Annotated in this window: 16 protein-coding genes and 1 pseudogene; 7 read left to right on the top strand and 10 right to left on the bottom strand. The window is 68.0% G+C overall.

Annotated elements, in window-relative coordinates; genetic code table 11:
• The 3 genes from OC184_RS12645 to OC184_RS12635 all read right to left on the bottom strand — a co-directional run bounded on the left by OC184_RS12645 (window position 1) and on the right by OC184_RS12635 (window position 4,018).
• On the bottom strand, window positions 1-912 hold the full coding sequence (locus tag OC184_RS12645; protein WP_265507543.1) for a hypothetical protein: 912 nt from the start codon (window positions 910-912) through the stop codon (window positions 1-3).
• Between the two features lie 39 nt (window positions 913-951).
• Window positions 952-2,526, bottom strand: a complete 1,575-nt coding sequence (locus OC184_RS12640) for a GMC oxidoreductase (RefSeq protein WP_265507542.1) — start codon at window positions 2,524-2,526, stop codon at window positions 952-954.
• Between the two features lie 94 nt (window positions 2,527-2,620).
• Window positions 2,621-4,018 (bottom strand): hypothetical protein, encoded by a 1,398-nt coding sequence (locus tag OC184_RS12635; protein WP_265507541.1) that lies wholly within the window; start codon window positions 4,016-4,018, stop codon window positions 2,621-2,623.
• 187 nt (window positions 4,019-4,205) lie between these two features.
• Between OC184_RS12635 and OC184_RS12630 the strand changes: the two genes are divergently transcribed.
• From OC184_RS12630 to OC184_RS12615, 4 genes are read left to right on the top strand one after another with little or no spacing between them, the layout of a single operon-like run.
• On the top strand, window positions 4,206-10,553 hold the full coding sequence (locus OC184_RS12630) for a type I polyketide synthase (protein WP_265507540.1): 6,348 nt from the start codon (window positions 4,206-4,208) through the stop codon (window positions 10,551-10,553).
• A complete protein-coding gene (locus OC184_RS12625) occupies window positions 10,550-11,524 on the top strand; it encodes a glycosyltransferase family 2 protein (RefSeq protein WP_265507539.1) in 975 nt (324 codons plus the stop codon). Before OC184_RS12630 ends, OC184_RS12625 begins: the two co-directional genes overlap by 4 nt.
• 2 nt (window positions 11,525-11,526) lie before the next feature.
• On the top strand, window positions 11,527-16,104 hold the full coding sequence (locus OC184_RS12620; protein WP_378979850.1) for a MupA/Atu3671 family FMN-dependent luciferase-like monooxygenase: 4,578 nt from the start codon (window positions 11,527-11,529) through the stop codon (window positions 16,102-16,104).
• Complete coding sequence (locus tag OC184_RS12615; RefSeq protein WP_265507537.1) at window positions 16,101-16,766, top strand: 4'-phosphopantetheinyl transferase family protein; 666 nt, start codon at window positions 16,101-16,103, stop codon at window positions 16,764-16,766. The genes OC184_RS12620 and OC184_RS12615 overlap by 4 nt, the downstream gene beginning before the upstream one ends.
• Here the strand turns inward: OC184_RS12615 and OC184_RS12610 are convergent.
• Window positions 16,695-17,903, bottom strand: coding sequence for a glycosyltransferase (locus OC184_RS12610; RefSeq protein WP_446686852.1), 1,209 nt, complete (start codon window positions 17,901-17,903; stop codon window positions 16,695-16,697). The genes OC184_RS12615 and OC184_RS12610 overlap by 72 nt on opposite strands.
• A 162-nt stretch (window positions 17,904-18,065) precedes the next feature.
• Between OC184_RS12610 and OC184_RS12605 the strand changes: the two genes are divergently transcribed.
• Window positions 18,066-18,290, top strand: a complete 225-nt coding sequence (locus tag OC184_RS12605; protein WP_265507535.1) for a hypothetical protein — start codon at window positions 18,066-18,068, stop codon at window positions 18,288-18,290.
• Here the strand turns inward: OC184_RS12605 and OC184_RS12600 are convergent.
• The 3 genes from OC184_RS12600 to OC184_RS12590 all read right to left on the bottom strand — a co-directional run bounded on the left by OC184_RS12600 (window position 18,240) and on the right by OC184_RS12590 (window position 21,079).
• Window positions 18,240-18,920, bottom strand: coding sequence for a sugar transferase (locus OC184_RS12600; protein ID WP_265507534.1), 681 nt, complete (start codon window positions 18,918-18,920; stop codon window positions 18,240-18,242). The two genes, OC184_RS12605 and OC184_RS12600, sit on opposite strands and share 51 nt — an antisense overlap.
• 342 nt (window positions 18,921-19,262) lie before the next feature.
• On the bottom strand, window positions 19,263-20,102 hold the full coding sequence (locus OC184_RS12595) for a glycosyltransferase family 2 protein (protein WP_265507533.1): 840 nt from the start codon (window positions 20,100-20,102) through the stop codon (window positions 19,263-19,265).
• A complete protein-coding gene (locus OC184_RS12590) occupies window positions 20,099-21,079 on the bottom strand; it encodes a glycosyltransferase (RefSeq protein WP_265507532.1) in 981 nt (326 codons plus the stop codon). Before OC184_RS12590 ends, OC184_RS12595 begins: the two co-directional genes overlap by 4 nt.
• 143 nt (window positions 21,080-21,222) lie before the next feature.
• Between OC184_RS12590 and OC184_RS12585 the strand changes: the two genes are divergently transcribed.
• Entirely contained in the window at window positions 21,223-21,846 is a 624-nt protein-coding gene (locus tag OC184_RS12585; protein ID WP_265507531.1) for a P-loop NTPase family protein, read from the top strand.
• Window positions 21,847-23,301 carry a GumC family protein gene (locus OC184_RS12580; protein WP_265507530.1) on the top strand — a complete coding sequence of 485 codons (1,455 nt, stop codon included), beginning with the start codon at window positions 21,847-21,849 and terminating at the stop codon, window positions 23,299-23,301.
• Window positions 23,302-23,372: 71 nt separating this feature from the next.
• On the opposite strand, the gene OC184_RS12575 is transcribed toward OC184_RS12580, so the two are convergent.
• The 3 genes and pseudogenes from OC184_RS12575 to OC184_RS12570 form a co-directional block, all read right to left on the bottom strand.
• Window positions 23,373-23,996, bottom strand: a complete 624-nt coding sequence (locus OC184_RS12575; RefSeq protein WP_265507529.1) for a calcium-binding protein — start codon at window positions 23,994-23,996, stop codon at window positions 23,373-23,375.
• Between the two features lie 12 nt (window positions 23,997-24,008).
• Window positions 24,009-24,167: pseudogene (locus OC184_RS20500) on the bottom strand (hypothetical protein); the annotation flags it as partial.
• The gene (locus OC184_RS12570) at window positions 24,103-24,567 is read right to left on the bottom strand and encodes a hypothetical protein (protein WP_265507528.1); all 465 of its coding nucleotides are present in this window, start codon (window positions 24,565-24,567) and stop codon (window positions 24,103-24,105) included. The pseudogene OC184_RS20500 and the gene OC184_RS12570, both read right to left, overlap by 65 nt.
• Window positions 24,568-24,939: the final 372 nt, after the last annotated feature.

Raw genomic sequence — 24,939 nt, 5'->3', positions numbered from 1 at the left:
TTAGTTCGTCCCGGTCAGCATGATGTCCTCGATCCGGCGCGCCGTCGCCTCGTAGGAGGCGGCGAAATGCGGATCGATGGTGTCGGGCAGGTCCAGCCCCGCTGGCGGACGAACCCCGAAGATGCCGGCATAGGTGATCATCGCCGCCAGCAGGTAGGTCGTCTGCGTCCCGTGCGGCGAAAGGTCGGAATAAAGTGCGTCCGACGGGATGGCCGACAAGGGCTCCTCGGACAGAAGGCGCGCCATCACGCGCCCGACCGGGATCAGCCGGATATCGGCATCCGGCCGCGCCTCGGCCAGCCGGGCGACATAGTCGTCGTACCACGCGGCATAGCCGCGTTGCGCATGGCGGTAATACCGCCGCAATTCGCGCGGGCGTGCGGGCAGGGCATCCGCGAAGGGGTGCAGGTCCGCCCAGCCCTCATAGATGAAGAAGACTTGGTCCTTGGTGTTGGCGCGCGACCAGTCGAGGATCTGCAGCGTCACGCCAAGCGGAGTCAGGCCGTCAGGATTGTCGTTCGGATAGGGCTTGGCGGCGCCGTCGTACTGGATGAAGTTCTCGGGGTTGAGAACGATGGTGTCGAACCGCCCGTCGCCAAAGCCGCCGCTGCCGTCCCAGGCCGAGGGAACCTGCGACAGGTGCCATTGCGGCGACGGCGGCAGTTCCGCCGCGAATTCCCGCGGAAAGCCCCAGCGGCCGTTGGCGGCGAAGTCGCGTCCATCGTGGCGGGCCATCAGGGCCAGCCAGTGGGGAACGGTCGTTTCGTCAGTGTCCGTCAGGTGGTGGATCAGGCTGTTGCCGAAGAAGAAGACGCGGGCGCTGTCCCGGGGTTCGGTGGCGTGCAGGGGCGCGGTCGTGGCAAGCCAGGCGAGCGCGCAGGATGCAAGGCTGCGAAGGGTGTGACGGATCATGAAAAGCCTCTGACTTGTGACCGGAAAGGAGCGATGTCGTCATTCATGCTTCAGTCTTGCGCCCAGGGCGTCGGCGACGCGCAGGGCGTTCGCCACGATCGTCAGGCCAGGGTTCACCCCGGTCGAACTGGGCATGAAGCTGGCATCGGCGACATAAAGGTTGTCGACGTCATGCGCCCTGCAGTCGCGGTCAAGAACGCCTCTGGCCGGGTCGTCCGAAAACCGCAGCGTACCGCAGGGATGCGCGACGTTCAGTTCCGGCGAGAAATTCAGCCAGATTGATCGCAGCCCGCGCAGCCGGCGTTTCAGCAGCCGCCGGAAGCGGCGCCGGCGGTCCTTCAGTTCGTCGGACACGGTGTATTCATAGATGATCGTGTCGGGACGCGCCGGGTCGAAGACGACACGGTTCGCCTCGTCCGGAAGATCCTCGATGATGGCGGCGAAAACCCGCGCCTCTCCCAGGACGTGGGCGGCGGCGAAGGCGGGGATGCGCAGCAGTTCGTGCATCAGGCGCAGCTTGGGGAAGCGCGACGAGGCATAGCCCTGCCGCAGGGCGAAGAGGACGTTGCCGTAGGTCGCCGGCAGCCCAAGCGACTGGAGGATTCCGAAGCGCAAGTGCTCCTCGCGGTAGAGATCCCGGATCGAGAAGCACTTGCGCGGTCCCGGCGACGATGGTGGCGCATCGCGCGGCGGCCAGATGGCGATCCGTTCGTTGACATGAAACATCAGGCCCCTGCCCACCATCCCGCTGGAGTTCGCGCATCCATGGGGCCAGTGGTCGTTCTTCGAGGCCATGAGCAGGCGAGGCGACCCGAAGGCCCCGGCTGCCATGACATAGGCGCGGGCGGAAAGCACGTGCTCGGCCCCGTGGCGGCGCAGCCTGACCCCGGTCACCCGGCGCGGGCCGCCTTCCAGCGCGATGACGTTGGCCGCATCCAGCACGGCGGCCCGTCCCGTGGCCAAGGCCGGAACGACACCCGCCGAACGACCATCCATCTTGCAGTTCATCGGGCATTTGTGGCCGATGCATTCGGTGCATCCTATGATCTGCCGGATGCCCAAATGGGCGCGGTAGGGGCTCAGCCCGGCCTCCCGCAGCGCGGTTTCCAGCGCGGCGTCACGCGCGGCCAGCGGACGAGGCGGCGCCAGGGCCACGGCGTTGTCCGACAGCGGATCTGGCGTGCCGTTCACGGCCATCATGCTGCGGGCGCGGTCGTACCAGGGCTGAAATTCGTCATAGCCGACGGGCCAGCCGCCGATCGGGTGTGGCATCCCAGCCGTCACGTCCATGTCGTGCCGTTCGGGCTGCTCCATCGCGGCGGCATAGAACAGCGACGTTCCTCCGACGCCGACGCCTTGCGCACCCCATGAGGTCGTGATCACGCCCTCGACCCTGGCCTCGACCTGCAGGGGCCAGCAGCCGGCCGCTTCACGGGAGGCGGGGTCGTCGCCCGCGGCGTCTTGACCGTCGGACGAGGCGTCATCGGAAGCAGGACCCTTTTCGATGAACAGGACCGACAGCCCGGCCTCGGCCAGGGCGCGACCGCAGATGCCGCCGCCCAGCCCGGCGCCGATGACGATCACGTCCCATTCATGGTCCAGAATTTCGTTCACGCTGCCTCCACGCTTGGCGGGACCTGGTGATGTTCGTCGAAAGCGGCCTGATCCGCGCAGGCAGCTGCCCGATAGGTCTGTCGGCGGGCGTCCTTCATCCGATGACCGTGCGCATCCGGGGCCTGTCCGCGACGCGGGGCGCGGTCGCGTCCTGCGGCACCGTTGCGCCTCTGGCCGCCAGACCGGCCAGCGCCCCGAGGCTGAGCCAGGTCAGCGGCGTCACCGTCGCGTTCGGCACCAGGTCCACCAGGTTCGCCGCCATCATCAGCGCCAGTCCCGCTGTCCAGCGGTCGATCGTCGAGATGCGGACCGCGATCCACAGGCGGATCAGCGACCCGCAGAGAAGGCCGAACGTCGCGACATAGCCGACGATGCCGCTGATCGTCATCATGATGACCCAGTAGCCGTCGCTGACCGTGACGAAGCGCCCCGAGATCGGGTCGATGTCGAGGTTCCGGCCCCACCCCCCCCAGCCCGCCAAGGGCTTCTGGCTGGCCCGTTCCAGCAGCAGATCCTCGTTGGCAAACCGGAACTCGAGCGAGCGGCCGCGTTCGGCGTCGAACGACATCGCCAGATCCCTGATTGCGTCGACAGGGAACAGGTCCAGCCATCTCAGCAGCGGATAGACCAGCACCGTCAGCGCCAGCAGGGCCGCAAGCCTGACCTGCCAGACCGGCGGTGCCAGCAGCACGATGGGCACCAGCAGCACCGCATAGATCAGGGACGCGGCGCTCTTGCACAGGAACAGGACGACCAGAAGATAGGCCAGGACCGCCCCGTTGCGCAGCCTCAGCCGGGCATTGCCTTCGCGCAGATGCAGGGTCGCGGCGATGACGGCCATGAAGCCGAACAGCGCCACCCAGAGACCGTGTTCCAGGAAAACCATCGGGCGATAGCCGCCATAACGGATCGACTGGATGAAGTCGTGTGCGAAGAAGCCGTAGATCCAGACGTTCAGCTGCGGGCTCATCCGGACCTCGAGCAGCATCGGCAGCGAATAGGCAAGCCCCGCCAGCAGCAGCGCCGTCATCCACGTTCGGACGCCGTCGGTCGACGACAGCACCATATAGCCCAACAGGAACGGCAGCAGCATCACCATGGCCCCGATCACCCCGTTCACGGCGTCGAACAGCCCCAGCCCAGGCCTGTAGGTGATGCCGACGATCAGCGGCTCGGGGTTGGTGGCCATGGTCACGACGGGCGTCACAAGCGCCAGCGCGACCAGCGCCAGCACCCACCATTCGAGCCTTTGCCAGTGCAGCGGCGACTGAGATCGCAGCGCCAGCGCCCCCACAAGGGCCGCGATAGCGGGGATCCCATGCTTGTCGACGGTCGGAAGCAGCGGCAGGTCGATCCCGACGACCGGGGGCAGCAGCAGGTAGCCGGCCAGGATCGTCCAGATGATGGCGCCACGATGCGGCAGCTGCGAGAACAGCACCGCTGCCACGGCCGGCCACAGGACCAACATCATCAGTGACAGAGAGTTACCCAAACCAGTTCCCTACCTAATAATTCAGCCGTAAGCCGGTCGCCGCAGCGTTTCCACATCATTCCGTTTAAATGTTCATGCATTGCCTTGTAAGCTTTGCTATGCGTCCGCTGTAATGTTTTCTGAGTGACGGCGCGCCACGTCATGGTTGTGAGCGCGACCGAGATATAAACGGGGAGTGGAAGCGGTCATGACACAGGCACCGGTCGGCGCGCGTGACATCGCCATCGTGGGTTTCGGGCTGAATCTGCCGGGCGCCGGCGATCCCGAGACATACTGGGCCAACCTGCGCAACGGGGTCGAATCGATTCGCCGCCTCACCCCCGAGGAGTTGTCGGCCGCAGGCGAATCGCTGGCGCGGATCAACCACCCCGACTATGTGCCGCACGCCGCGCCGCTGGAGGGCTTCGACCGTTTCGACGCCGAGTTCTTTGGGTTCAGCCCCAAGGATGCGGCGGTCATGGACCCGCAGCACCGAAAGTTTCTTGAGACCTGCTGGCACGCCCTGGAACATGCCGGCCACCGCCCCGACGACCTGGGCACGGTCGGCGTCTGGGCAGGCTGCGGCATGGGCAGCTATTTCTCGGTCAACATCTGCTCGAATCGTGACCTGGTGGACGAAACCGGGATGTTCCTTTTGCGCCATACCGGCAACGATAAGGACTTCCTGTCGACCAGGGTCAGCCATGTGTTCGACCTGCGCGGACCCAGCATCTCGGTCCAGACGGCCTGCTCGACCTCGCTGGTGGCGGTGCATTCGGCCTGCCAGGCGCTGATCGCGGGTGACTGCGACGCGGCCCTGGCCGGCGGCGTCACGATCGAACTGCCGCAGGGGCGCGGCTATATCTACAAGCCGAACGAGATCCTGTCCCCCGACGGCCATTGCCGCGCCTTCGACCATCGCAGCGAAGGCACCGTGTTCGGCAGCGGCGCCGCCACCGTGCTGCTGCGCCGGCTGTCAGACGCCCTGGCCGACGGCGACCACATCTGGGGCGTCATCAAGGGCAGCGCAATCAACAACGACGGGTCCGCCAAGGCGGGCTATCTGGCCCCCTCGGTCGAAGGGCAGGCGGCGGCGATCGCCGAGGCGCATCTGATGGCTGGCGTGGACGCGGCCACCATCGACTATGTCGAATGCCACGGCACCGGCACCAGGCTGGGCGACCCGATCGAGGTCGCCGCCCTGACCGAGGCATTCGCCTTGGGCAGCCCCGGCGGGCGTACGGGCATCGGCTCGGTCAAGACGAACATCGGCCATACGGACACCGCTGCGGGCACCGCCGGCCTGATCAAGGTGGCGCTGGCGCTGCACCACCGGACCATCCCGCCCAGCCTGGGCTTCGAGGCGCCGAACCCGGTGATCGACTTCGATGCGACGCCCTTCCATGTCGTGGCCCACACGACAGCCTGGCCGGTCCATCCCGGGCGGCCGGCCCGCGCGGCCGTGAATTCGCTGGGCGTAGGCGGCACCAATGCCCATGCGGTGATCGAGGCGGCGCCCGAACGCGCGGCGGCGGAGCCGTCCGACTGGCCGGTGCAGCCGCTCATCGTCACGGGACGCAGCACCGCGGCGCTGGATGCCAACTCGGCGGCGCTGGCCGCGTGGCTGCGCGCCAATCCGGGCGCGGAACTTGCCGACGTGGCCTTCACCCTGCAGCAGGGGCGGCGTCATTTCGACAAGCGCCGCGTTCTCGTCGCGGCAGACGCGGCCGAGGCCGCTGACCTGCTGGAACGCCGCGACCCGCGCCGTGTCTTCAACCACGACCGCATGCCGCAACCGCCCAGCCTGGCCTTCCTGTTTCCCGGCGGCGGCGCGCAGTCGATCAACATGGCGCGCGGCCTGTATGAGACCGAGCCGGTCTTCCGCGACTGGATGGACCGCGGTCTGGCGGTGCTGCAGGGGCTGACCGGCAGCGACCCGCGGACGGTGTGGCTTCCCCTCGCCGGGCACGAGGCCGAGGCTACGCAGGCGCTGACCCGGCCCTCGGTGCAGCTGCCGCTGATCATGATCGTCGAATACGCGCTGGCTCAGCTGTGGATCAGCTGGGGCGCGGTTCCAAAGGCGCTGGCCGGACATTCGATGGGCGAAAACACGGCCGCCTGCCTGGCCGGCGTCATCGGCTTCGAGGATTGCATCAAGCTGGTCGAGCTTCGTGGCCGTCTGTTCGATCGTGTCGCGCCTGGTGGCATGCTCAGCGTGTCGCTGCCCGCCGACGAACTGCGGGCCGAAGCCGGGCCGGGGCTGGACCTTGCGGTCGACAACTCACCGGGTCTGTCGGTCGTGTCGGGGCCGCGCGACCAGATCGACGCCCTGCAGGCGCGGCTCGAGGCGCGCGGCATCGAATGCCAGCGCGTGGCCATCGACGTGGCCGCGCATTCGCGCATGCTCGACCCGATCCTGCCCGAGTTCGAGGCGTTCCTGCGCGGCATCCGCCTGTCGCCGCCGCAGATCCCGCTGCTGTCGAACCGCAGCGGGACGTGGATGACGGATGCTCAGGCGACCGATCCGTCCTATTGGGTCGATCACCTGCGCGGCCAGGTCCGTTTCGGCGACTGCATCGCCGCGCTGAAGGAGGATCCCGCGCGGCTGTTCCTGGAGGTGGGGCCGGGCCGGGCGATGTCCGCCCTGGCGCAGGCCAACGGCGCGCTGCCCGACCGGGTCGTCAGCACCCTGCGCCACCCCGACCAGGCCATCGAGGATGACGCCTTCTTCCTGTCGGCCTTCGCGCGCCTGTCGGCGGCGGGGCTGCCACTCGACTGGACGCCCATCTGGGGCGAAGGCCGGCGGCGGGTTCCGCTGCCCGGCTATGTCTTCCAGAGCCGGCGATATTTCATAGAGCCTGCCACGGCCGAGGCTGCGGCCGCCGCGACCGAGGGCGGGCCGCTGCATCTGCCCGACACGAAAGACTGGGGCTGGCGCCCGTCCTGGCGGTTGTCGGCACCCGATGTCGAGCTCGACGCCCAGGGTCGCGCGCAGGGGCAGCCTGCGCGGTGGCTGGTCCTGGCCGGTGACACCGGCCTTTCGGATGCGGTCGTCGCGCGGCTGCGCGAAGGCGGCCATCAGGTCGTCACGCTGCGCCCCGGCGACTGCTTCGCGCAGACCGGAGAGTCCGACTTCATCGTGGCACCGGAAAACGGCGAATCCGATTTCGAGTTGCTGATCGCGGCGCTGGTTGCGCAGAACCGGCTGCCGCAGCGGATTGCCAGCTTCTGGCTGGTGCCGGATGCCCGGCAGCAGGGCGCCCGTGCGGGCTTCAGCCCGTTCCACCGCCATCTGGAGCAGGGGTTCAACACCATGCTCTATCTGCTGCGCGCCTTGGCAAACGAGGGGGCGGGCCAGCCGGTTGACGTGGTCGCCGTGACCTCGGGTGCGGCGCGCGTGGGATCCGAGTCCATAGCGGCGCCGGAAAAGGCGATGATCCTGGGGCCGCTGGCCGTGGGCATGAGAGAGTTCCCATGGCTGTCGGCGCGCAGCATCGATGTCATTTTCGATCGCAACCCGACCGAACTGGCCGATCGGCTGATCGAGGATCTGATGGACCCTACGCCGCCCGCCCGGACCGCCTGGCGCAAGGGGCGCCGGCTGGCCCGGCACCTGGCGCCGCAGGCACTGGCGCCGGATGACGTTGCACCGGCCTTCGGCCCCGACGACGTCGTCCTGATCACCGGCGGTCTTGGCGGCATCGCGCTGACCCTGGCCCGCCACATCGTGGCTCAGGGTGCCGCCGTCGCACTTCTGACCCGCCGGCCCCTGCCGCCCGAGTCCGAATGGGAGGCCCGGATCAAGGCCGATCCCGACCATCGCGAGGCGCGGCAGATGTCAGCGCTGCTGGATCTGCGGGCGGCCGGCGGTCGCGTCGTGACCGAGGTGGCCGACGTCACCGACGCTGCCGCGCTGGCGCAGGCGGTGTCGCGCATCCGCGATCGCCTTGGCCGGGTGACCGACCTGATCCACGCCGCGGGGATCGTCGCCGATGCGCCGATGCTGGCCAAGTCCAGCGCCGAGATCGAGGACGTGCTGGCGCCGAAGGTGCATGGTACCCGCAACCTGGCGCTGGTCTTTGCCGACGCGCCTCTGAAGCGGACCGTCCTCTTTGCCTCGACCTCGACCGAGATCGCGGCGACGGGGCAGGTGGACTATGTTGCCGCCAACGAATACCTGAACGCGGTGGCAATGGCCGACATCGCCGCCTTCGGCCGGACCGTCGCAGTGAATTGGGGCGTGTGGGCGCAGATCGGCATGGCGGCCGAGGCGCTGACCGGGCGCCGTGACGAACCGGCGCCCGTGCCTGTCAACCAGCCGCTGCTGCTGGCCCACAGCCGCATCGACGGCGCTGATCGGTTCACGGGACGGCTGTCGGCGTCCGACTGGATCATTGCGGAACACCGCACGCGCGACGGTGTCGCGCTGCTTCCCGGCACCGGAACCATCGAGATCGCCGCCGAAGCCTTGCGCGCCGCAGGCCGGCGGATGCCCTGGGCGTTGCGCGACGTCGCCTTCCTGGACCCGCTGATCGTCGAAGACGGCGCCACCCGCGAAATCCGGGCGACGCTGACCTCTGGCGGGGACACGGGCGGCTTCCTGCTGGAGGCCGACTTCGGAGAGGGCTTCGTCGCGACCGCAGAAGGGCGGGTCGCCGCGGCGGACCCGTCGGTGCTAGCCCTTGATCTGCCTTCGTTGATGTCGCGGATTCCCGTCGATCATGCCCCGACGGGCCACGCGCTCGAATCCGCGCAGGAGGGGCAGATGGCGTTCGGCTCGCGCTGGCGCGTGCTGCGGTCGACCTGGTTGCAACCTGCCGGCACTGGGCCCGAGGGTCTGGCTGAGCTGCAGCTTCCGGACCTGGCGCTTGGCGACCTGGCGCAGGGGTTCGTCCTGCACCCGGCCCTGATGGATATCGCGACCGGATGGGCGATGGCGCTGATCCCCGGCTATGACCGGGCGCAGCTTTGGGTGCCGCTGTCCTATCGCGGGATCACCGTCCGCGCCGAACTGCCGGCCCGAATCGTCAGCCATGTCCGGCTGGCCCATGCCGATGGCGGCTATGCCAGCTTCGACGTGACACTGTGCGACCCCGATGGCGCCGTCCTGGTCGAGGTCGAGGGGCTGACGCTCCGCCGGCTGGATGCCGCACCAGCGACGCGGCTTGCGGCCCGCAAGTCGCCCGACCGTCCCGTCGTGCGCGGCGGGCAGGAGCGCCTGGCGCATCTGGTCGCGCAGGGCATTCCGCCCGGCGAGGGCGGCCGGCTTCTGGATGTCGCGCTGCAGGCCGGGCTGCCGCAGCTGGCGATCTCGAGCATGGACCTGCCGCAGCTGGTCGCGCAGGAGACGCGCAGCAGCCGCGCGCGCGAGGCCGGGGCCAGCACTAGCTTCGAGCGGCCGGACCTGGACAGCGCCTATGTCGAGCCGCGCACCGATCTTGAGCGGAGCTTGGCCGGCTTCTTCAGAGAGCTTCTGGGCGTCCAGCAGGTCGGCGTCGACGACGGCTTCTTCGACCTTGGCGGCCATTCGCTGATCGCGGTGCGGCTGTTTGCGATGATCCGCAAGGCCTATGGCGTCGATCTGCCGCTGGCGACCCTGTTCGAGGCGCCGAACGTCGCCGCGCTGGCAACGCTTCTGGAAAGCAGGCTGGGGCCGCGTCCGGAAGGACGAGCGATCGACAGCCCGGCCCCTGCGCAGAAGCAACTGGCCGAGGGCTTCACCCACTTGGTTCCCATGAGCCAGGGCGCCGCCGGTGGCGGACGGCCGCTGTTCATCGTCGCCGGCATGTTCGGCAACGTCCTGAACCTGCGCGCCCTGGCGCAGCGCCTGTCGCCCGACCGCCCGGTCTGGGGCCTGCAGGCGCAGGGCCTGTTCGGCGATGCCGCCCCGCACGAAACCCTGGCCGAGGCCGCCGTAAGCTGTATCGAGGAGATCCGGCAGATCCAGCCGGACGGACCCTACCTGATCGCGGGTTTCTCGGGCGGGGGGCTGACGGCCCTGGAAATCGCGCGGCAGCTCGAGGAAACGGGCAGCCAGATCGCACGGGTGGTCATGCTGGACACGCCGGTGCCGATGCGGCCGGTTCTTTCCCGCCGCGACCGTCTGATGATCCGCATGGCCGAGGTCCGCGAGGAAGGCGTCGGTTTCTTCGGCAACTGGCTGCGGAACCGCCTCGCCTATGAACGCTCGCGCCGCGCCGCCCAGCCCGCGGCCGAGGCCACGAGCTTCCACAATGCGGCGATCCACGCGGCGTTCCTGGGCGCGCTGCCCAGATACCGGATGCGCAAGTGGGACGGCCCGGTGACGCTCTATCGGCCGCGGCTGGACCGACGATTCAAGGTGTCGAACGGCATGCATGTCAGCACGGCGCGGGAATATGTCTTCGAGGACAACCTGTGGTCGCCTTGGCTGTCCGGGTTGAGCGTCGTCGAGGTGCCTGGGGATCACGATTCCATGGTCCTCGAACCCTGCGTACGCGTCCTTGCCGAACGGATGAGGCAAGAACTGGCCCAAGCCGACCAGCAGAACATGCCGATGCAGCGGGCCGCCGAATGAGCGGCGGTTCCGTGCACGTCATCATCCTCAACTGGCGCAGCGCCGCAATGTCGCTGCGCTCGGCCGAGGCGGCGATGATTGCGATGGAGGGGATCGACGGCGTCGTGTCGCTGATCGACAACGATTCCGGCGACGGCAGCTTCGAGACAATGACCGCCGAGGCCGAGGCGCGCGGCTGGACCCGCGGCGGACGGCTGCGGGTTCTGCAGTCGGGTCGCAACGGAGGGTTCGGCGCCGGCAACAACGCCGCCATGAGGGTCCGACTGCCCAAGCCCGCCGAATTCGTGCTGGTGGTCAATTCCGATGCCTTCCTGGATGCCGACACCATCCGCCGGATGCGCGACCACATGCAGGCGCATCCCGGCATCGGGCTTCTGGGCTGCCGCGTCATCGGCGAGGACGGCGTGCATCACGGGACGCATTTCCGCTTTCCCGGCGCCGCGAGCGAGCTTGAGGATGCCGCGCGGACGGGGCCGCTGTCCAAGGTCCTGGCCCGGTATATCGTGACGCTGCCTGCCCCCGTCACGCCCGCGGCCGTCGACTGGGTCGCGGGCGCGGCCTTGATGATCCGCAGCGACGTGCTGGACCATATCGGCGGCTTCGACGAGGCGTTCTTCCTTTATTTCGAGGAGACCGACCTCTGCCTGCGCGCCGCGCGCGCCGGCTGGCCCACGCATTATCTCCCGGATGCGAAGGTCGTCCATATCGGGTCGGTCAGCACCGGGATGAAGGATTGGACGCTTCCTCCCGACTATTGGTTCGCCTCGCGGGAACATTACTACAGGCAGAATTACGGCAGGGCCTATGCCGCGCTGGCCGCGTTCTCGCACCTGACCGGGTTGGCGGTGCGCCGCATCCGCGGACTTGCCGGGCGACCGGACCGCGATTTCCCGCGCGGCCAGGCGCGGGCGCTGATCCGCCACGCCCTTGCCCCATCGCGCAGCCGACAGATCTTTCGACCGGAGAAATGACCGTGACCCAGCTTGAATTCAGCCTGATCGGCAATGCCTCTCTCGCGCTCGAGGCGGCGCGCCTTGTCATGGCCCGCGGTCATGTCCTGCGGTCCTTTACCGTCGAGGATCCCGCCCTGGCGCAGACGGCGCGCGAGATGGGCCTGCCGGTCGGCCCGGTCGCCGAGTGCGACTACCTTCTCAGCGTCGCCAACCTGAAGGTCGTCCCGCCGCAGACATTGGCGCTGGCGCGGCGGGGGGCGGTGAATTTCCATGACGGGCCACTGCCCGAGCGCGCCGGTCTGAACGCGCCGGTCTGGGCGCTGCTCGAGGGTGCGACGTCGCACGGCATCACCTGGCACCGCATGTCGGGCGGCATCGACGAGGGACCGGTCCTGATCAAGGTGCCGGTCGACATCCTGGCGGATGACACGGCGCTGACACTGAACGCCCGCTGCTGGGAAGCCGCCGTCGCCAGCCTGCCCGAACTGATCGGGATGCTGGAACGTGGCGAGGATCGGGGCGTCGCGCAGTCGCACGCGCCGTCGCGCCGGCACATGCGCATCGATCGGCCGGGGGGCGGCGCGGTGCTGGGCCCGGAGCAGGGCGCCGCTGCAATCTCGCGCCTGGTCCGGGCCTTGGACCATGGCGGCTACTGGAACCCGCTTCTGTCGCCGCGGCTGCAGACTCGGAACGGTCTGCTTCTGGTGGGTTCGGCCGAAGTCACCGCGCGCCCGGCGGGCGCTGACGGCGCCGTGCCCGGAACGGTCCTGGACGTGCGCGATGGCAAGGTGCTGATCGCCTGCGGGCAGGGCGGCGCGGTCACGTTGTCCGGCCTGGTCGCCACTGATGGAGGGCCGCATGCCTTGGCCAAAGGCGATGTGCTGCCGCCGGTCGCCGAGGACCCGGAACTGGACCGCGTGATCCGCGATGCCGCGAAGGACGAGCCCTTCTGGCGCGCGCGTCTTGGCCGCCTGGCGCCGCTGGTCCTGCCGGAAGCCGCCACCGGCACGGGGCGCCCCGATTGGCAGCCGGCCCGACTGGTCCTGCCGCGTCCCATGACGGGGGCGCAGGTGCTGGCCGCGCTGGCCGGGGCCGTGGTGCGAATGATCGGATCGACAGCCTTCGACATCGCGATGGCCTCTCCCTCGGCGGCGTCGAAGGCGGGGCATCTGCTGGACTTCCGTCCACTGGCCATCGATGCCGAGGATCAGACGCTTGCCTCGTTGGCCGAGGTGCTGGAGCGCGACCTTGCCGCCGTGGCATCGCGCGGCCCGATCCTGGCCGACCTCATCCACCGGGCGCCGGAACTTGAACATCCCGGCACGCCGCAACTGGCGCTGGCTGCGGATCCCGGCGATGCGCCGTCGGGCGCCGTCATCTGCATCGACCTGCCCGCCGATCCTCAGCCCGAGATCCGCATCTGGTGGGACAGGGACCGCATGACAGTCGAGGCCTGGCAGGCCGTGGCCGACGTGACCGAAGCTTTGGCGGCGGCCGATCCTGCACTGCCGCTGGACAAGGCCCCGACGCTGCGTGACGGGCAGTCCGCGCGCGTGGCCCGCAACGACCGGCAGGCGGGCGAGGGGCCGGACACCATCGCGGCGGCCTTTGCCGCGCAAGCCGCGCGATCGCCGGATGCAGAGGCGCTGATCTTCCGTGGCGACCACCTGACCTATGCCGAGCTGGACCGCCGCGCCACGACCCTGTCGCGGCAGCTGGCGGCCATGGGGGTCGGGCCGGACACGCCCGTCGGCCTATTCGCGCCACGCGGGCTGGGGCTGGTCATCGGAGCGCTGGCAATCCTGAAGGCTGGCGGCGCCTATGTGCCGCTGGATCCGGACTATCCTGCCGAGCGGCTGGCCCATTACCTGGCCGACAGCGGCGCTCCGGTCGTCCTGACAGACCCGGCCATCGCGTCGCGCCTGCCAGACCACAAGGCCAAGGTCCTGATGCTGGACGCGCAAGGCGCCGAAGCCGAACCGACGGCGGCCAAGGGCAGGGATCTGGCCTATCTGATCTATACCTCGGGGTCGACTGGGACGCCGAAGGGGGTGATGGTCGAAAACCGCAACGTCATCAATTTCTTCGCAGGCATGGACACGGCCCTGCAGTCGACCGAACCAAGTACCTGGCTGGCCGTGACCAGCCTGTCCTTCGACATTTCGGTGCTGGAGATCTTCTGGACGCTGACGCGCGGCTGGCGAGTCGTCATCGCGGGCGACCTTCTGGGCGGCGCGTCCGAACCCGCCGAGGGGCCGCGCAACGGGACGCAGATGTCGCTCTATTACTGGGGCAACGACGATGGTGCCGGCCCCCGCAAATACGAGCTTCTGCTGGAGGGCGCGAAGTTCGCGGACCGCAACGGCTTCGTCGCCGTCTGGACGCCCGAACGGCACTTCCATGCCTTCGGCGGCCCTTATCCTAATCCCTCGGTCACGGGCGCGGCGGTGGCGGCGATCACCACCCACATCGGCGTGCGTGCCGGGTCCTGCGTCGCGCCGCTGCACCACCCCGCCCGCATTGCCGAGGAATGGGCGGTGATCGACAACCTGACGAACGGGCGCGCCGGTATCGCCATCGCTTCGGGCTGGCAGCCCGACGACTTCGTGCTGCGCCCGGAGAACGCGCCGCCCCAGAACAAGCCTGCCATGCTGCGCACGATCGACCAGTTGCGGCGCCTGTGGCGCGGCGAGGCGGTGGGCTTCCCCAAGGCGGACGGCAGCGAATTCGCGGTGGTGACCCAGCCGCGCCCGGTCTCGGCCGAGCTGCCGATCTGGGTCACGACCGCCGGCAATCCCGAGACCTGGCGAGAGGCCGGCCGGCTGGGGGCCAATGTGCTGACCCATCTTCTGGGGCAGAGCATCGACGACATCGCCGCGCGGATTCCCGAATATCACGCGGCGCTGCGCGAGGCAGGGCACGATCCCGCCGATCACACCGTCACGCTGATGCTGCACAGCTATCTGGCCGACACGCGAGAAGCCTCGATGGAGGTCGCGCGCGAGCCGATGAAGGATTACCTGCGCGCGGCGGCCGGTCTGGTCAAGCAATATGCCTGGGCGTTTCCCGCCTTCAAGAAGCCGGCCGGCGTCACCGACCCAATGGCGATCGACCTGTCCAGCCTGTCCGAGGACGAGATGGAGGGCATCCTCGACTTCGCCTTCCTGCGGTATTTCAACGACAGCGGCCTCTTTGGCACCGTCGATGAGGCCGTGGCCCGGATTGAAAGCCTGCGCGCCATCGGCGTGACCGAGATCGCCTGCCTGATCGATTACGGCATCTCGACGCCCCAAGTCCTGCAGGGGCTGGAGTATCTGGCCCGCGTACATGACCGGGTGAACCCCGCCGGGGCCGATGCCAGCGACTATGGCATCGCCGCCCAAATCCGTCGCCACGGGGTGACGCATCTGCAGGCCACGCCCTCGATGGCCCGTCTTCTGCTGGAAGACCCGGCCTCGCGCGATGCGATGGCGCAGCTGCGGATGATCATGCTGGGCGGCGAGGCGCTGAGTCCGGGCCTTCTGGCGGATCTGCGGTCGGCCAGCAAGGCGCGGATCCTGAACATGTATGGCCCGACCGAGACGACGATCTGGTCGGCCGTCGCGGACCTGGGGCTGGACGGCGACGAGGTCTGGCTGGGCGAGCCGATCGCCGCCACCAGCCTGCAGCTGCGCGATCCGGCAGGCCAGCCCGTCGCCGACGGCGTGGCGGGGGAATTGTGGATCGGTGGTGCGGGTGTCACCCGCGGTTACTGGAACCGGCAGGCCCAGACCGACGCCGCCTTCCCGCACAAGGACGGCGAGCGGCTTTATCGTACCGGCGATCTTTGCCGGCGCGACAGCCGGGGCCGGCTGCGCTTCCTGGGCCGGGTGGACCAGCAGGTGAAGCTGCGCGGCTACCGGATCGAGCTGGGTGAGATTGAGACCCGGCTGGCGCGTCTTTCCGGCGTGCGCGACGTGGCTGTGGTCGCCCAGGCCACGCCCACGGGCGAGCGGCAGCTGATCGGCTATGTCACCGGTTCGGATCTGGACCCGGCCCACCTGCGCGCTGCGCTGTCAAAGGACCTGCCGGATTTCATGGTCCCGCTGCGGATCAATGTCCTGCAGGCGATGCCGCTGACTCCGAATGCCAAGATCGACCGTAAGGCACTGGCTTTGGCCGAACCTGCGCCTGCGCCCCGCCCCGCGCCGCCCGCCGTCCCGGCCGCGCCAGCGGCGGCGGCCGCGCCGGTCGCCGACACCGGCGATCTGCAGGCGCGTATCGGGCAGGTGATGGCGCGCATCCTGGGGCTGCCGCAAGTGCAGCCGGGCGACAACTTCTTCGACCTGGGCGGACACTCGCTGCTGGCGGTGCAGTTGCACCGGACGATCCGCGACGAGCTTGGCGTCTCGCGCAGCTCGATCACGGACATCTTCCGGTTCCCGGTACTGCGCGACCTGGCGGGACATCTGTCGGGCGCCCGTGCCGCCGCGGTCGCGGCGCCGGCCCCGGTGGCGCCGCCTGTCGAGGCCGCATCCCCCCCGGCCGCGGCGGCCGACCTGATGGCCGCCCGACGCGCCCTGCGGGCGCGGATGCGGCCTCAGGGAACCAGCCAGTGATCACTGCCGCGCTGCGGTCGATGCTCCCCCTGGGGGTGGGTGTCGCGGCGCGGTCGATCGCCGATGGGCAGCCGCCGCTCTGGCCAGGCGAACAGGTCGCCGTCCGGCGCGCCGTGCCCGCGCGGCGTCAGGAATTCGCTGCGGGCCGTGCGGCGGCGCGTGCGGCGATGCAGGATGCGGGCGTTGATCCGGCTGCGCTTCCGGCTGGCACTGACCGGGCGCCCCGCTGGCCGGCCGGCGTCGCAGGCAGCATCAGCCATGCAGCCGGATTGGCGGCGGCGCTGGCGGCACGGTCGGCCGTCTGGGCCGGAATTGGCTTGGATATCGAGAAGGCGGCACCGTTTAACGCCGATCTGGCCGCGATCATCCGGGCGCCTGGGGACCGCGATGACAGTGGTCTAGGAGCCGACCTGTCGGCAACGCTGGCCTTCAGTGCCAAGGAGGCCGCGTTCAAGGCGCAGTTTCCCCTGACCGGCCTGTGGCTGGATCACCGCGATGTCGACATCACCCTGACGCCGACCAGCTTCACGGTCGTTGTCAGGGATGTTCCGTTGGTCGGGCGCTGGATGCGCACTGACGGGATGTTCCTGTCAATCCTGCTGGCTGGACCTGAACAGGCGGGCCAGCTTGGCAGCCTCGACGTTGATGTCGTGGCGCGCTAGCGCCCGTTCACGACCCGACAGTCCCATTTGACGCAGGCGGTCCGGCGAGGTGGAAGCCGCCGCGTCGATGGCGTCTGTCAGCGCCCCGACATCACCTGCGGGCACCAACCAGCCAGTCCTGCCGTCAACCATCAACTCGGGGATGCCAGCGATCAGCGTGGCGATCGCGGGTCGTCCGGCGGCCATGGCCTCCATCAGCGCGACCGGCAGCCCTTCGGCGAAGCTTGGCATGATCATCACATGCGCCGCGTTCAACGCCTCGCGAACCCCGGCCTCGTCCGCCCAGCCGGGCAGGTCGACGCGGCCGGACAGACCGTGCGCGGCGATTGCCGCGCGAAGTTCCGGTCCAAGCGGCCCATCACCGAGAAGGGTGAGATGGGCGTTTTCCGTCGCCCGTGCCATCGCCTCGATCAGCAGCATCTGACCCTTCTGCTCGGCAAAGCGGCCGATGCAGACCAGTCGCAGCGGCTGTCCGGGTCCAGGACCGGCGGGCAGAGGGCCCGGGTCCGGGAAATGCGCGGGATCGATGCCGCAATGCACGACCCGCAGCCGGTTCCAGCAGGCGAAGGGCGTCCAGCGCGACATCTGGCTGCGACCGAAGGCGCTGACGGACACGGCAAATTCCGACTCGCTCACCTTCTGTTTCAGCAGCAGGGCGGTCGGGGCGTCGAATTCCTCGGGCCCGTGGACGGTAAAGCTGTATCCCGGGCCGCCCAGAAGCCGGCAATACCGCACGACATCGGTCGAGTTCGTGCCGAAATGCGCGTGCAGGTGCTGCAGGCCCGCGGCGTTGGCCCGATCCGCCAGAACGGCACCTTCGGCCAGATAGATCAACTGGCGCAGAACGCCGCGGCCCGGACCCCCGGCACGACCCGCGCGGATGGCGGTGCGCAAGGCATCGGGATGGCGCAGGACCGCGCGCAGCAGTGCACGAACCAGCCGGCCCGCGCCAGCGTCGAGGATATAGGTAGTTGCGTCCTGTTCGGCCTTGTCCAGATCAGATCGGAGCGGCTCGGGGTCGCGACGCATCGCGAAGCGGCACACCTTGACACCCTGCGCTTCGACGGCACGGATCTCGCGCCGGATGAACGTCTGCGACGGGCGGGGGTAGGTGTTCACGACATAGCCGACCTTCAGGGACGGCGTCTGGCCGGTCGCGGGAACGGCGTCAGACAACAGCTTGGCGCTCATGCGGCCTCGGGTGCAGGTGAAACGGCGCCAGACAGGTTTGTTTCGTTGAATACGGGTGTTCGCTCAGCTTATAATTGCAGAGCCCCGGCGTCAGGAAAAGAGGCAAGTTTGAACCTTGCAGTCGCTCTTATGGTCTCGATCCTCGTCAGCGTCTGCTCAACCATCGTTCTGGTTGTGCTGGACCACGGGTGGATGACTGCGTTCCTGGGCGGCTATGTCGGCGGCGGAATGCTGTCGATGGTCCTGCTGATGACGCTGCAGTCCGCTTACGCGCGCCTCCGGTCAACAGCCGGTGCAGCGCGCGACGACCACGAAGGTCCGGACGATCGTTGAGATGTCGAGCCCCAGGCTCAGGTCGCGGTAATACCGCTCGTCATAGATGGCGCGGGCGGCGAAGGTCGTGCCGTTACGCGCCGACACCTGCCACAGGCCGGTCAGGCCGGGACGGTGCGCGGCATAGTAGTGGCCCGGATACAGCGGGCGCTGTTCGACCATGATCGGGCGCGGGCCGACCAGGCTCATCTGGCCCAGCAGCACGTTGATCAGCTGCGGAAGCTCGTCAAGCGAGGTCTTGCGAAGGAAACGGCCGGCCCAGGTAATGCGGGGGTCGTTGCGCAGCTTCTGGTTCAGGTCCCACTCGGCCTTGGCCTCGGGGTCAGCGGCCAGGTGGGCCGCCAGCAGTTCGGCCGAGTTCGTCTTCATCGTCCGGAACTTGTAGAGGCGGAAGCTTTTCCAGCCCCGGCCAAGTCGGGTCTGGCTGTAGATGGGCGAACCGCCGTCCAAGGCCACCAGCACCGCGACGATCAGCATGATCGGCAGGATGAAGGGCAGCGCCGCGACGATCATCGCGGTATCCAGCAGGCGTTTTCCGCCGCCCATGTAGAGATTGTGGGGTTCGAAGGAAACAAAGTCGCCAACGAGTTCGGCACCAGTCGCGTCCAAAAGACGGTCGTCGTGGATCATTTCAGCACCTGAAACACTAGCAAAAAACGGAACAAGTTACAACGCCAAGCCAATCCTACTCATTGCGGCTTTTAGTTAGACTTATAAGTATCTGGGCCGTTGCCGCCCATCAACCTATCTAAAAGATGGGTCGAAAGGGGGTTGTTGCAACCTACGGGACTCGTCCTAAGGCGCGTGTTTAATCCTGTGGTTGCATATTGATCTTTTTAAGCATTTTCTTCGAACGCATGTGAAAGCCGCCAGGCCGAAGATCAGGTAGGAGCCGCCGCTTGAAGCGGAGTGATTCAGGCAGCGAAGTTGCCGCCGTCTTCAGTGGTGACGTGGATTGGCCTGAAGGTGTTCCTATCGGTTCCGGTCCCAGTTGCCGGCCGGCTTGCGCATCCGGACGCCCAGGGACACCAGCGCATAGGCGGCGAAGCCTTCGGGATCGGCCAGGCCCAGCCGAAGCGCCTGCCGCCAGGAAGCGCGATCACCGGCGGCGTTTCGCGCCAGCTCGGGATAGAGCAGCGCCAACTGTGCCGTCCCCGCGTCCTGGCGGCGGCGCACCTTGATCAGCGGGTTCAGCCTTTCCGAAATCGGCCACAGATAGGTCGCCTCGACCCTCGTCCGCTCTGCCGGGGTGAAGTGCAGCCTTACGAAGGCGTCGTCGGCAATGATGTCGGGGAACCTGCCCCACCGGGCGCGCCCCTCGGCATTGACGGCGAAGAGCCCGGCCCCGGTCACGCCCTGGGCCACGAAGGGCAGCTTCTGCCAGAACCGCGCATAAGCCGCCGAGACCCGGCTGGAGGGTGGTGGAACGACCAGCCGGGCGCCGGCGTAGCGCGGTCCGGGTTGCCGAAGCGCGTTGCAGAGCGCGGGGATCAGGCCGAAGCCGACCCGGATATCGGCGTCGAGATAAAGGCGCAGATCGCCCGATGCCTCGGCGTCGCCATGGTTCAGCGCCCCGATCTTGCCGCCCTCGGGCAGGTCGATCACCTGCAGCGTCCAACCGGATCGCTGAAGAAGCGCAGTCTGTGAGCCCGCCACCTCGGCGGTGCGATCGGTGCAGCCATTGGCCACCACGATCACCTCTCGGGCGACGTCGGGGACGGGCGGCTGTTCGGCCAGCGCCAGAAGACAGGCGGCGATCTGCCGCTCTTCCTGGTGGGCGGGAATGATGACGCTGAGGCGCGATAGGGTCATTTGTATTCGATCAACGTGTTGCGCCGCCGCATCAGCAGGTTGCGGTAGAAGCCCAGGGCTCCTAGTGCTTCGGGGAACTTGCCCATCAGCGTGAACAGCGCCTGCGCCGCCCCCATTCGTGACCGAAGGCGGAGATACTGTGCCGGATAGGCCAACAGCAGCAGCAGGCAAAAGGGATGGACCAGTACGGCCCCCAGCAACGCCGCGGCGGGAAGCCCGGCGCCCCAGAGCAGCGCGCGCCGCGTCTCGGCCGTCCAGTGCCGCTCGGGTGGCCGGCCGTGCAGCCAAGACCCTTCGGCGAAGGCGTGGCCGGCGCGGCGGGTCCTGCTCCACCACTGGGCGAATCGGGTCATGTTTGCGTCATGGCGCGTCATCTCGCAGTCCAGCCGGCGGATCCGCCAGCCAGCCGCCCGCAGCCGGAGGCACATTTCGGGCTCCTCTCCGGCGACGAGGTCGGGCCTGAAACCGCCGGCCCCGGCGATCGCCCCGTACCTGGCCAGCATGTCGCCACCCACGGCACGGGCCTCTCCGACCGGCGTGTCCCATTCGTGATCGCACAGACGGTTATAGATCGAGCGGTCCGGACGGATCTCGCGGCGGCGTCCGGCGACGACGCCAAGGTCTGGCTCGGCCGCCATGGCCGCCAGGGCGCAGGGCAGCCATCCGTCCTGGATCACGCAATCCCCGTCGAGAAATTGGACGAATTCCGGCGCATCTTCGGCCAAGGCGGCCAGACCGGCGTTGCGCGCCCGCGCCGCGGTGAAGGGAACCGACATGTCCAGCGCCACCACTTTGACGCCTAGCGCCTGCGCGAAGGCGACGCTTCCGTCGGTGGAACCCGAATCGACATAGATCACGCGCGGAAGAACCCCAAGCAGCGCATGCAGGCAGGCTTCGAGCCGCGGGCCTTCGTTGCGGCCGATCACGACCGCCGCGACGTCACACGCCGTCGAAGGGCTGTTGGAAACTGCGGACATTTGGATCGGGCTCATGTAAGCGGGGGTATCATCGTGGTATGATTCTGTCATCGGTTGAAGGGAAAGAGTAGGTCATGGACGGGTCCGGCAGCAGCCGAAATGATACACTGGCAAATCGTTGGGCAAGCCTGCCGCTCTTGCCGATGCCGAAGAAGCCGCAGCTGCGCCAGGCAATTGCCGATGGCCATGATCCCGCGCGGGCCGAGGGTTACGACCTGCTGCGCACCCGCATCCTGTCCGAGGTGGCCGAGCGGTCGTGGACGCGCATCGGGATCACCCAGGCCCATGCGGGCCCGGCGGGACCGTTGACGGCGCTGAACCTGGCCCTGTCGGAGTCGCGGCGACACCGCCGCCGGGTGGCGCTGGTCGACCTTGACGTCGCTCGGCAGCCCGTCCTGAGGCAGCTGGACGCGCCGCGCCCCAAGCCCCAGGACACCCCGCGCTTCGGCGCCGTGCGCCTGTCGGACCGCCTGGCGCTTCTGGCCGTCGCCGCGCATCCGGCCGAGGCTGCGACAATGCTCTTGAACGACGATTTCGCCAGCGACCTGAAGACCGAACTGTCCCTGCTGGCCCCGGACGTGGTGCTGATGCATCTTCCACCGGTCCTGGACGGTGACGCCGGACTTGCGGCGCTGCCGCTGGTGGACTGTGTCGTGCTGGCCGTGAACGGTCGCGCCGATGTCGCCGCCGACCTGCGCAGCTGCGAGGCCCGCATCACCAGAACCTGCCCGATCCTGGGCCTTTTCCTGCACGACGCCGAGGTTTGAATGGGCCCCATTGTTGGTATGCGCGAATTCATCGGGATGCTGCGCCGGCGCGGACCGGTCATGGCGCTGATCCTGATGGCCGGGCTTTATTTGTCGATCACCTACGCCATGACCCTGCCCCGCGCCTACGAGGCCATTGCGGTGATCCAGGTCCAGCCGACGCTGTTGAACGGCGGCCTCGGCGCGGGTGATGCGGACGACACCGCGATGCGCCTTCGCCTGATCGAACAAAGGCTGATGGCGCGCAGCAACGTCATGGACATGATCGAGCGCTATCGCCTGTTCGAGGACGCACCCGAGATGAGCGTCAACGAGAAGGTCGCGCAGTTCAGAAGCAACGCGCGGATCGACTTCATCCCGACGACGGGCAGCGTCCCCGGCGCGGGCACCGCCGTTTCCGCAATGCTGATCACGGTCAGGCTGGGTCAGGCGGCCAATGCGGCCCGCGTCGCCAACGACCTGGCGCAGCAGATCCTGACCGGCAGCCAGGCCAGCCAGGCCCGGCGGCAGGCCGACCTGATCGCCGCGCTGCAGGCCGAGGATCAACGGGCGGCCCAGGCCATCGCGGAGGCCGACGCGAAGCTGACCGCCTTTCGCACCCAGAACGCCGAGCGCCTGCCCGAAAACGCGGACTTCCTGGCCACCGAGCAGGCCCGGCTGGAAAGCCAGCGCGATCAGCTGATCCGAGAGCTTCAGGGGCTGGAGCGCGAGCGTCTGGCGCTGGAGGTCGGCGCCACGGACACCTCGACCCAGACGTCCCTGACCCAGCAGTTGCGGGTGCTCGAGATCAACCTGGCGCAGGCGCGGGCGACGCTTGCGCCGAATCATCCCGAGGTGCGGCGCCTGGAGGACCAGATCGAGCAGTTGCGGGAAGGCAGCATGCAGCTGGCGCCGGGGGTGACCCGCCAAGTCGACCTGATCCGGGAACAGGAGGCTGCGCTGAATGCCGAGCGCACGGCCATCGAGCGGCGCCTGCCGCAGATCCAGGATTCGATCGCGGCCATGCCCGAAGTCGCGGCTGAACTGGCCGAACTTCAACAGCAGGTCGCAGCACTCGAGGTGCCGCGCGCGGCGATCACCACGCGCCTGTCCAACGCCGAACTGGAGGAGCGCCTGATCGCCGGCGATCACGGCGAGCGGATGGTCCTGCTGGAAACCGCGACCGAGCCGCAGTTTCCGGTCAGTTCGGGGCGTCGCCGAGTGGCGGTTCTGGGCGGCGGCACCAGCCTGATGCTGGCCCTGCTGGCCGGAATCCTGTTGGAACTGCGCCGCCCGATCCTGCGGACCCCGGCTCAGGTCAAGAAGGCCCTTGGGATCGAGCCGATCGCGGTGTCGCCGTTCCGTCCCACCCCTCGGGGGCAGGTGCGGCGGCGGGCCCGGGACGTGGCCAGCCTGGCGATCCTTCTGATCGGCCTGGTCGCGACGATGATGTCGGTTGCCTACAGCGGCAGCTGACAGCGCCTGTCCGGGATGCGGCGCAGTGGCCGAGAGGGTGATCCTTCGGCCACTGCCCATACCTGCATCGGTCAGATGAAGTCGTAGACGCCGTGCAGCAGGATGCTGTCGCCGTTGCCGAAGTCCAGCAGCGTGCCCGAGCTGGTCTCGCTGGCCGAATAGCCGCGCCCGCCGAGGTCCAGAACGTCCAAGCCGCTGTCAAAGCCATGCACCTGGTCGGCCCCGTCGCCGGCGCGGAAGATCAGCACGTCGCGATTGCCGTCACCGTTGGCCTCGGCGCCCACCCAGATGTCGTCGTCGCCGCGGCCGGCATTGATCGTGTCGCGTCCCTCGGACCCGTCCAGCGTGTCGTTGCCCACGCTTCCGATCAACCGGTCATGTCCCCACCGGGTGTTGAAGTTGACCCCGGTGCCATTCGCGGACACGGTCGCACCAGAGGCGTTCAGCACGTCGTTGCCCTGATGCGTCCAACCCACTTCAAAATTCGTGAAGCGCACGCTGGCGTCGCCGCCGATATCGGTCCGAGCGTGCCCGGTAAAGCTGCCCTGGCTGTTCACGGACGTGATCCTGACAGTCAGCCCGTCGATGCCGACATCTTCGTTGTCTTCCACGACATCGCCGCGCTTGATCCACAGGTTGATGAGATCGCGCCCCGCGCCGCCGTTCATGGTGTCGTGGCCGGGATTGTGACCCATGTCGCCATTGCCCCAGCGGATGTTATCCTCGCCGGCATCATCCCAGATCCGGTCGTTCCCCTCGCTCGAATGAAAGAAGTCGTTGCCCTGCCCGCCAGCAAGGTGGTCATTGCCGGCCCCCCCCGTCGATGACGTCGTCGAAGCGCGAGCCCCAGACGGTGTCGTTGCCAGCGCCGGTGAAAATCGAGATGCCGTGGACGGGCACGCCGTCCCGCGCTCCGTTCGCCGCGGACCGTCCGGCCATGACGACGTCGTTGCCGGTCGTCCCGCTGATCCGCTCGATCCCGTTGAAGTCCAGCCTGTTGTTGCCGATGGCATAGCCATTTTCGGTCGTCGTCAGCGTGATGCGCGCCCCGACGCTGCCTTGAAGGTACAGGTGATCACCCCCCGGATTGCCCGGCGTATAGGGGTTGGCATCATAGTCGTCATGGCGATTGCCGCCGTGATAGTGGTCGTTGCCAAGGTTGCCGCGCCAATAGAAGCTGTCGGCACCGTCGAGCCCATAGACATGGTCGTCGCCGCTCTGGCCTGTCAGCCTGTCATTCCCGCTTGTGCCCCTGATCGTCGCCATCGAATTCTCCGTACGCTCATGTTCCCAAAGCGGCGGTTAACCGATAACGGCGAAGAAATCGTCAACGAATTATGTAGCGTTCGAAATTCGCGCAGAGACTTGCGACATAATCGCCATCTTACGCGAAGATCCGCATCTGGGCATCCTTAAAACCGGCGGCAGAGGTGGTCCAATATCTAAAAGGTCAGACAAGTCTCGGCGAAAGTAACTGTTATGTGCAAGCAAGATTTCCAAGAGAAATAGCTGCCCTTCCCGGATGATCCCATTGACCCTCGCCGGACCTCGTTCTTCATAGCAAGATCGGTCCTGCGCGAGGTTCGGAACGGGAGGCAAGGATGCTGATCTCTCTTCACAAGCAGGCGACGACGCCGC

Source organism: Paracoccus rhizosphaerae, assembly GCF_026162645.1.
GTDB lineage: Bacteria > Pseudomonadota > Alphaproteobacteria > Rhodobacterales > Rhodobacteraceae > Paracoccus > Paracoccus rhizosphaerae.
The sequence above is the reverse complement of the archived record's forward strand: the minus strand, read 5'-3'. Positions and strand labels throughout refer to the sequence as shown.

Coding starts and splice junctions, on each gene's coding strand:
- OC184_RS12580 (WP_265507530.1), top strand. CDS start 21,847: ATGGGCCCCATTGTTGGTATGCGCGAATTCATCGGGATGCTGCGCCGG.
- OC184_RS12590 (WP_265507532.1), bottom strand. CDS start 21,079: ATGTCCGCAGTTTCCAACAGCCCTTCGACGGCGTGTGACGTCGCGGCG.
- OC184_RS12645 (WP_265507543.1), bottom strand. CDS start 912: ATGATCCGTCACACCCTTCGCAGCCTTGCATCCTGCGCGCTCGCCTGG.
- OC184_RS12595 (WP_265507533.1), bottom strand. CDS start 20,102: ATGACCCTATCGCGCCTCAGCGTCATCATTCCCGCCCACCAGGAAGAG.
- OC184_RS12575 (WP_265507529.1), bottom strand. CDS start 23,996: ATGGGTCACAATCCCGGCCACGACACCATGAACGGCGGCGCGGGGCGC.
- OC184_RS12570 (WP_265507528.1), bottom strand. CDS start 24,567: ATGGCGACGATCAGGGGCACAAGCGGGAATGACAGGCTGACAGGCCAG.
- OC184_RS12625 (WP_265507539.1), top strand. CDS start 10,550: ATGAGCGGCGGTTCCGTGCACGTCATCATCCTCAACTGGCGCAGCGCC.
- OC184_RS12630 (WP_265507540.1), top strand. CDS start 4,206: ATGACACAGGCACCGGTCGGCGCGCGTGACATCGCCATCGTGGGTTTC.
- OC184_RS12600 (WP_265507534.1), bottom strand. CDS start 18,920: ATGATCCACGACGACCGTCTTTTGGACGCGACTGGTGCCGAACTCGTT.
- OC184_RS12585 (WP_265507531.1), top strand. CDS start 21,223: ATGCCGAAGAAGCCGCAGCTGCGCCAGGCAATTGCCGATGGCCATGAT.